This is a genomic window from Albidovulum sp. (genome assembly GCF_049646345.1).
Lineage (GTDB): Bacteria > Pseudomonadota > Alphaproteobacteria > Rhodobacterales > Rhodobacteraceae > Albidovulum.
Genome location: NZ_JBARVQ010000348.1, coordinates 1 through 7,650 on the forward strand (window position 1 = coordinate 1; position 7,650 = coordinate 7,650).

General features: G+C 63.0%; 9 protein-coding genes. 3 read left to right on the forward strand and 6 right to left on the reverse strand.

Translation table 11 applies throughout. The features are described 5' to 3' along the window. Positions 1-515, reverse strand: a 515-nt coding sequence (locus WBB85_RS08665) for a PepSY domain-containing protein (protein WP_432638223.1), incomplete at its 3' end; no start/stop codon positions are given. Between the two features lie 157 nt (positions 516-672). Between WBB85_RS08665 and WBB85_RS08670 the strand changes: the two genes are divergently transcribed. Continuing rightward, on the forward strand, positions 673-1,680 hold the full coding sequence (locus WBB85_RS08670) for a hypothetical protein (protein WP_432638224.1): 1,008 nt from the start codon (positions 673-675) through the stop codon (positions 1,678-1,680). Between the two features lie 810 nt (positions 1,681-2,490). Then, positions 2,491-3,219, forward strand: coding sequence for a hypothetical protein (locus tag WBB85_RS08675; RefSeq protein WP_432638225.1), 729 nt, complete (start codon positions 2,491-2,493; stop codon positions 3,217-3,219). 9 nt (positions 3,220-3,228) lie between these two features. Here WBB85_RS08675 and WBB85_RS08680 read toward each other — a convergent pair whose 3' ends face one another. From WBB85_RS08680 to WBB85_RS08700, 5 genes are read right to left on the reverse strand one after another with little or no spacing between them, the layout of a single operon-like run. Continuing rightward, positions 3,229-4,497 (reverse strand): molybdopterin-binding protein, encoded by a 1,269-nt coding sequence (locus tag WBB85_RS08680; protein WP_432638226.1) that lies wholly within the window; start codon positions 4,495-4,497, stop codon positions 3,229-3,231. After that, positions 4,494-4,988, reverse strand: coding sequence for a molybdopterin-guanine dinucleotide biosynthesis protein B (mobB, locus tag WBB85_RS08685; RefSeq protein ID WP_432638227.1), 495 nt, complete (start codon positions 4,986-4,988; stop codon positions 4,494-4,496). The genes WBB85_RS08680 and mobB overlap by 4 nt, the downstream gene beginning before the upstream one ends. Further along, positions 4,985-5,587 carry a molybdenum cofactor guanylyltransferase MobA gene (mobA, locus tag WBB85_RS08690; protein ID WP_432638228.1) on the reverse strand — a complete coding sequence of 201 codons (603 nt, stop codon included), beginning with the start codon at positions 5,585-5,587 and terminating at the stop codon, positions 4,985-4,987. Before mobA ends, mobB begins: the two co-directional genes overlap by 4 nt. Continuing rightward, on the reverse strand, positions 5,584-6,132 hold the full coding sequence (locus WBB85_RS08695) for a hypothetical protein (protein WP_432638229.1): 549 nt from the start codon (positions 6,130-6,132) through the stop codon (positions 5,584-5,586). Before WBB85_RS08695 ends, mobA begins: the two co-directional genes overlap by 4 nt. Next, positions 6,125-6,994, reverse strand: coding sequence for a formate dehydrogenase accessory sulfurtransferase FdhD (locus WBB85_RS08700; RefSeq protein ID WP_432638230.1), 870 nt, complete (start codon positions 6,992-6,994; stop codon positions 6,125-6,127). Before WBB85_RS08700 ends, WBB85_RS08695 begins: the two co-directional genes overlap by 8 nt. A gap of 66 nt (positions 6,995-7,060) precedes the next feature. On the opposite strand from WBB85_RS08700, the gene WBB85_RS08705 reads away from it, so the two are divergent. Then, the gene (locus WBB85_RS08705; protein WP_432638231.1) at positions 7,061-7,561 is read left to right on the forward strand and encodes a DUF2478 domain-containing protein; all 501 of its coding nucleotides are present in this window, start codon (positions 7,061-7,063) and stop codon (positions 7,559-7,561) included. The last annotated feature ends 89 nt before the right edge of the window (positions 7,562-7,650 follow it).

Below are 7,650 nucleotides of genomic sequence, written 5' to 3' on the forward strand. Positions count from 1 at the left end.
CCATTACCGCCGCCGCTGCCGCCGCCATTACCGCCGCCATTACCGCCGCCGCTGCCGCCGCCATTACCGCCGCCGTTGCCGCCGCTGTTACCACCAGCGCCGCCTTTGTCGCCCGATTTGCCGTTGCTCTTGCCCTTGCCCTTGCCCGGATTGCCCACTCCCTTGCCGGAAGGATTGGCGCGCGCAGCTTGACGTACGGCCTTGGCGTTTGCTGACTTCCCACTGACCATCCGTCCGGTCGCGGCATCAACGATCACACTGGCAAGGACACCGTTCGGCTGCATGACCAGAACATGGTAGTAGATGCCATCCGTCTCAAACGCGCGGACATCGACGGGTTCCCCGGATACGCGGCGTTTGATTGATGAGAGTATTTTCTGCAAACCCAGGCTGCGGCCAGCATCGACGCTTTGGCGCAACTCATTCTGGTTAAGTTCACGTGGCTCGGCCGCCCACGCCAACGAAGGCGCAAGCCCAAAAACTACCAGACCGATACTCAGTAAATTTCTAAACATGTTCGCCTAGTACCAGACCCGAGATGAACCTGATGTGAACGTCTCGTTGTCCACCGGTTCAAGCAGCCCGTGCTTAGTTGTTGTTAACGTCGCCTGATTCCCAGTCTGCATGACCGGGGTTGGGGCAAGTGCAACAGTTATAGTCAGGAACACCAGAATGACCAGATCCGGAACGCTTATCAAAGCCGCCAGTTTTGCAATTGCAACGCTTGGTACAGCCGCTTTCGTGACTGCGGTTGCCATGCCGGACGCCGTCTACGCCAAGAATGGCGGTGGCAATGGCGGCGGTAACGGCGGTGGCAATGGCGGCGGCAACGGCGGCGGCAACGGCGGCGGTAATGGTGGCGGTAACGGCGGAGGCAACGGCGGTGGCAATGGCGGCGGCAACGGCGGCGACGCAGGCGGCAACGGCGGCGGCAAGAGTGATCGCGGCGGATCGAACAATGGCGGTCAGGGCAAATCGCAGAATGCGTCCAAGTCGACCAAGGCTGATAAACCGGTGAAGCAGGCTGCGGCGGCTTCTGCGGCAAAGGCAAAAAAGAAGGCCCCCGCTGCCGTTGATGCGACATATGAGGCCCCCCTGCATCCCAACAAAAAGGGCAAATGGAATGCGGCCAATGCGAATCAGGCGGCACTCGACGCCCATATCCGCAATCAGAACTTCAATGGCACGATCGGCGCCCTTTCGCAGTATCAGGTCGCGGCCAAGGCGGCATCCGGCGCTGAACTGACCGATGCCGAAGCCGCAGCAATCGATTCGCTTCTTGGCGGAGGTTCATACGATGCTACCGACCAGGAGCTGGCTGATGCTCTCAATGCTGATGCGGTTGCGGGTGACCCGGTCTACTCGGTGGAAGACGGCGTGGTAAGCTGCTCGGACAATTGTGATGCGGCGGATGTCGAAGCTGCACAGGCTCTGGCCGATGCCGAGGCTGAAGATCTCGCGAGTGATGCGGAGCAACAGGCTCTTGATGATCTGTTGTCCGCCTCCGAGCAGCGCATAGTCACCGAATCCAACAAGCCGCTGTCTCCGGAAGGAACCGATCAGTTGCTGGATGAACTTGCCTCCGCCCTCGGTGTGACGCGGGCGATGCCTGAAGTGGAAGAACCGGTCGAAGAGCCGGCCGAGGAACCGGCGGAAGAGCCGATCGAAGACCTCGAATAGCAACGACAAACGCCGGTCACATGCGTGCATCGCGGTGACCGGCCAACAAGAAACGAAGTGAGGCGGGTAAAAGAAGGGGCTGATGTGAAGGGGACTATGACGATGCCGATCTACCATTTCATTGAAAGGGCTGCGTTGGTGTTCGCGATGGCGTCTTCGGCGCTTTTCCTGGCCGTTGGCGAAGGTGAAGCGGCGATTGCGGCTTTGGCGATATGGCCTTTGACCCGTGCGTTGATCTCAGTCCTTGACGTTTTCGTCGTGTTCTTCACGGAACAACCCCTTGTCCGCTCGTCCAGATACAAACCGTCCCTTTCGGAATACTCGGTTTCGAACACATCCGACTGATCCTGTATCGGCGCGTCGTCTTTCAGCGGCGGTCGCCATCGACGAAGATGGCACCCGACCTGCGCCTGTTAACGAGTGAGACGGCCCTGGTCTGAGTTGCCTGTTTGTACATACGGTGGTGGTGGGCAGTTTGATCGGTCGGGCGTTTTGTCCCTTTGCCGCCACGGGCGGAACCCGTTTTTCAAAATGAACAGTTTTGTCGCCGACGCTCTGGAACCCGGGCTCGCGCATAGGGGGGCGTGTGCGCCGGACGCACACGAAAAAGGCGAAATTCCTGCAAATTTCCGCCGCCATTGAAATTTAGCGCTGGCTTCAGAGATCACACGATACGGGAAGAACGAGATGCTGTTGCGCAACCTGTTGATTGTTTGTGCGGTTCTGATCAGTTCGGCGACAGGGGCCGAGGCAAAGCGGGGCGGCGGCGGGAGTAGCAAGCAAACTCTGACATTTCTCGCGGAAACGCCGATGCCTTCGAGAAGCGGCAGTACTCTGTCTTTGTGCAGGCTCGACGAGGAATTCGGCATCCTGTTCATTCCATTGTTCACCTACGCCGAAGCCTATGTCATGGCCGAGAACCGGTGCGAAACGGACCAGTATCTCAGCATGAAAGAGGGTGGTTTTGCGCAGATGCAGTCGATGGGAATTGTTCCGGCCGATCTGCCGGAAAACCCCACTGTCGGCCTTCAAGGTTATGGACGCAACAGTATCTTCGTTGTAGTCCTGCTGGCGTTTTTCGGATTTTCCTGGATGTCGAACAAGCGGCCGGCCCGGGCAAAGCCGCAGCCGAAGCTGTCCAATCCATCGGGCGGTCAGGAAGCGGGCAAGGTGGCCTCGCCCATGGATGCGCTCATGACGCTTCTCGGCAGTGCTGTGGTCAATGCCGGGGCGGCCGATGTGCAGCGGGTGGAACTGCTTGAGGCAATCTGCTCCAAAGTGCAGGGCGCAAAGGTCGGCATGAGTGGCGCGCTGTCCATCGTGTCGCGGGCGAAATGCGATCTGAGTGAAACTGAAATCACAGGATTGGGGCGGCTTCTGAACGGCGATCAGCGCGAGATGGTCTTTTCCGCCGCGGCATTGCTGTCGACTGAGAATGGCAGTCTGGTACCGCAAGCTGATGACTTCATTGAACGACTGCGGCGTGGCCTGTCAATTTCCCAGTCGGCGGCACATCGGATGCTTGCCGAGGCCGCATAACCCTTCGGGTCACAACCCGAACGCCTGATAGGGCAGGAACCGCACCGGATCGCCAGGCTGGATTGTCATTGCCGCGTCTGGCAGTTCGACAAGGCCGGTGGCCCAACTCAGCCCGCTGATCCGGCCCGAGCCTTCTGAGGCAAATGTCTCCACCCGACCGTCAGCGCCGATCCGGGCGCGCAGGTATTCGCGACGGCCTGCTTTCTTGGACTTTGCAAAACCGGCGGGCAGGGTCATGGCCAGTGGTTCCGCCCAGCCTGCGCCCGACATCAGGCTCAGCGCAGGCCCGGCAAAGATCGCGGCGCAGACAAAGGCCGCGACCGGATTGCCGGGCAGACCGAAGACCGGCACGCCGGACCAGAGCGCGAGCGCCAGCGGCCGCCCCGGTTTCATCGCAATGCGCCAGCTTGTGAGCTGGCCCTTTTCCCGCAGCAGCGCCGAGACGTGATCCTCGTCCCCCGCCGAGGCCCCGCCCGAAGTCAGGATCACATCCGCCGCTTCCGCCCCCCGGTCCAGCGCGGCGGAGATCAGGGCGGGGTCGTCGCGGATATGGCCAAGGTCGACCGGCACGGCACCCCACGCCGCTGCCATCGACAGAAGCATCGGCCGGTTGGCGTCATAGATCTGATGGGGCCGGGCGGCTTCGGCCGGGCGGCCGACAATCTCGTCCCCGGTCGACAGGACGCCCACGCGAAGCGGGCGATAGACCCTGACCTCGGCGATGCCAAGGGCTGAAAGCAGCGCAAGATCGGGGGGGCGAAGCCTGTGCCCGGTGGTCAGGGCGACGGTGCCTTCGGCGACATCCTCACCCGCCTTGCGGGTATTGGCGCGTGGCTTAACCGGACCGTCGAAGGCGACCATTGCGCCATCCGTCGCGCAGTCTTCCTCCAGCACCACGGTATCGACGCCTTCGGGCAGGATCGCCCCCGTCAGAATGCGGATCGCATGACCGGCGGGTACCGTCCCCGCAAAAGGTTGCCCTGCCGCTGCCCGGTCCGCAACCAGCGGCAGGCGCTGGACACCCGATCCGGTCGCCCCGTGGGCAAAACCATAGCCGTCAACGGCGGAATTGGCGCGGGGCGGGTTCGAGCGCCGCGCAATGCAATCGGCCGCCAGCACCCGACCTGAAGCCTTCGCGACCGGCAGTGTTTCCGTTTGGGTCAGCGGCACAAGTGCCGCACGCAGCCGGTCAAGCGCCTCATCCACGGGCACCCACTCAACGCCTTGCGGCATGGCAAAACAATCATCACGCAGGCGCGGGGGGATAAGATCGTTCACAATCCGACCTCCTTCAGGATGAAATCCACGATCGCCGTGATGTCATTCAGATCGAAGACGGGTACGGTCAGCCCCCCGGGCGCGGCATCGGAGGCGACGGCCCGCACGGTCGTGTTCTCCGGGGCAAGCAGTGGCCGTCCGGTTTCGGCCCGGTGGGCTTCGATTTTCGGGTGGGCTTCGCGCTTGTAGCCTTCGATCAGCACCAGATCGACGGGGGAGAGTTTGGCCAGAAGCTCGGCCAAAGGCGGCTCTGGCGCGCCGCGCAGCTCATGCATCAGCGCCCAGCGGACGGGCGAGGCGACCAGCACCTCATGCGCGCCCGCCTGCCGGTGACGATAGCTGTCGCGGCCTTCATGGTCGATCTCGGTCGCGTGGTGGGCGTGCTTGACGGTTGAGACGGTGAGGCCCCGCCGGGTGATCTCCTCCACCAGCCGCTCCATCAGTGTAGTCTTGCCTGAGTTCTTCCAGCCGGTAACGCCATAGACCCTCATGCCAGCAGCCTTTCCGCCGCGACGATGTCCTCGGGCGTATTGATGTTGAAGAAGGGGTCGAACGGGTCGGAGGGGAAATCCGCGCTGCCTGCCCCGTGGCGCCCGGTCCAGAGGACGATTTTCCGCAAGCCCCCTTCCAGTGCTGCGCGCAGATCATCGCGCAAGCTCACAGGCCAGAGGCCGAAGGTCGGGTGTTGCCAGAGCCTGCCGTCTTCGTCCCGGCTGGCGGCGAGCGCCAGGCCCGATGGCCCAGCGGCGGCCTGCAGCCGGGCTACCAGATCGGTGGGAAAGAACGGTGTATCTGCGGCGGCGGTGACAATCGCGCTTGCCCCGAGCCCGGCCGCCCAGTCGAGCCCGGCAAGTACCCCGGCCAAGGGGCCGGGATGGTCGGGCATACTGTCGGGCAGGATCGGCAATCCGAATTCGGCCAAGCGCGCCGGATCGCCATTGGCGTTGATCGCAAGCGGGCCGCATTGGGGCGCCAGCCGCGCAATCACAAGGTCGATCAGCCGTTCCCCCGCCACGCGTTTCAGCCCCTTGTCGCCGCCGCCCATGCGCGTGGCGCGGCCCCCCGCAAGAATGATGCCGGGCAGGGTCATGCTGCATCCATCCATGCGGCGATGCGTGTCGCCAGCGTCTGACGATCCATGTCCTTGGGCAGGTAGATGTCGGGCACGATCAGGCCCCGCCCGTCCTCGAACCCGATGCCGAGCCCGGTCCGGGCGTGGAACATACGCTTGACCCCGCTCCAGCGGATAAGCTCGGAATGAAAGCTGTTGGCCATCCGAAAGCCATTGGCGTCGATTGTCACCTCGTCCTGCAGGCTGGTTCGCGCGCTGTTGACCGCGCCACGGGCGCGCAGCCGGTCGATGACCGGATCAAACAGCACCGCGTAAAGAACATATCCGCCGATAAACCCACCAAGCGCCCAGCCTATGCTTTCCCGGTCGAAGCCGAGAGGGATCAGAAGCGCCAGAACCAGACAGACAAGCAAAGCGGCACTGAACTTGATGATCCCGAAAACCGGAACCGGATGGCCGTTATCCTCGCCAGCGGCATAACCGCCAAGTACCATTTTCTGGAAGTCGTCCAGAAGATCGTCGGTCCAGACATGCTGCCAGCGGATCGCGGTGCCGTCACGCATCTTCCGCCCCCTTGCGCCGGTGTTTGCGGTCTTCCTCTTCCCCGGTCAGGGCTGCGTCCCGGACAAGTCGTTCCTCGCCCGACAGACAGACGAACCGCTGTCCCCGCATCCGTCCGATCAGTGTCAGGCCCACCTGACGTGCGATTTCCACCCCCCAGGCGGTGAAGCCCGACCGCGAGGCGAGGACGGGGACGCCCATCTGGGCGGTCTTGATCACCATTTCCGAGGTCAGCCGCCCGGTCGTATAAAGGATCTTGTCCCCTGCCGGGACTGTGTGGCGGAACATGTAACCGGCGATCTTGTCGACAGCATTGTGCCGCCCGACATCCTCCATATAGACCAGCGGGCGGTCCCCTTGGCACAAAACCGTGCCGTGGATCGCGCCCGCCGCCAGATAGAGCGAGGGTGTGGTGTTGATCGCCTTGGCCAACGCATAGAGCCAGCTTGTCCGGACCTCGGCGGCTGGCAATTGCAGCCCCTCCAGCCCCTCCATCATGTCGCCAAAGACCGTGCCCACGGCGCAACCGCTGGTCCGGGTCTTCTTCTTCACCTTCTCCTCATACGAAGTCGCGCGTTCGGTGCGGACCACGACCGTCTCGATCTCTTCGTCGAAATCGACGCCCGTCACCACATCGTCCGCCTTCAGCATCCCCTGATTGCGCAGAAACCCCAGCGCCAGATAATCGGGGTAGTCGCCGATGGTCATCGCCGTCACGATCTCCTGCGCGTTCAGGAAGATCGTCAGAGGGCGTTCCTCGACGACCGAGATTTCGGTCGCGGTGCCGGTCTGGTCAATGCCGGTGACGCGGCGCGTCAGTCGGGGATCGGCGGGGTCGGGCAGGATCGGCAGGTGCGGGGGCATGGGGTGACTTTCCGTTTCGCCCGGCATCTTGTATTCCGGCGGGAGGGGTTTCAAGGGGATGCGGTCATGCTCGGCTATGTCATCGCGGAAGGACGGGGGGCTGCGGACCTTTTGCTGGCCGATGTGGCGCGGCATCTGCATGACGATGGCTGGCCGCTGGCCGGGGCCGTTCAGGTCAATTCCGAACGCGGTGAGATGCATCCCTGCGACATGGACCTGCATGTGCTGGCCGCCGACCGGATCGTGCGGATATCGCAGAACCTAGGATCGCTCGCCAAGGGGTGTCGGCTTGACCCGTCGGGGCTGGAACAGGCTGTCGGTATGGTTGAGGCGGCGCTGGACGCGGAACCGCGCCTTCTGATCGTCAACAAGTTCGGCAAGCAGGAGATCGACGGTCGGGGCTTTCGTCCGGTCATTGGCCGGGCGCTGGCGGCGGGCGTGCCGGTTCTGACGGCGGTCAACAGCGCCAACCTGCCGGGTTTCCGGACCTTTGCCGATGAGATGGCTGAACCGCTGGCGCTTGATTTCGACGCCATTCTGGGCTGGTGCCGACGCGTGGCCGGATGAGCGTGGCAGAAGCAGTGGGGCGACATGGACAAAATGTCCCTTCGCAAAGTCACCTTGACCGTTTTCAGCCCCATTCTGTCCCTCTAAGG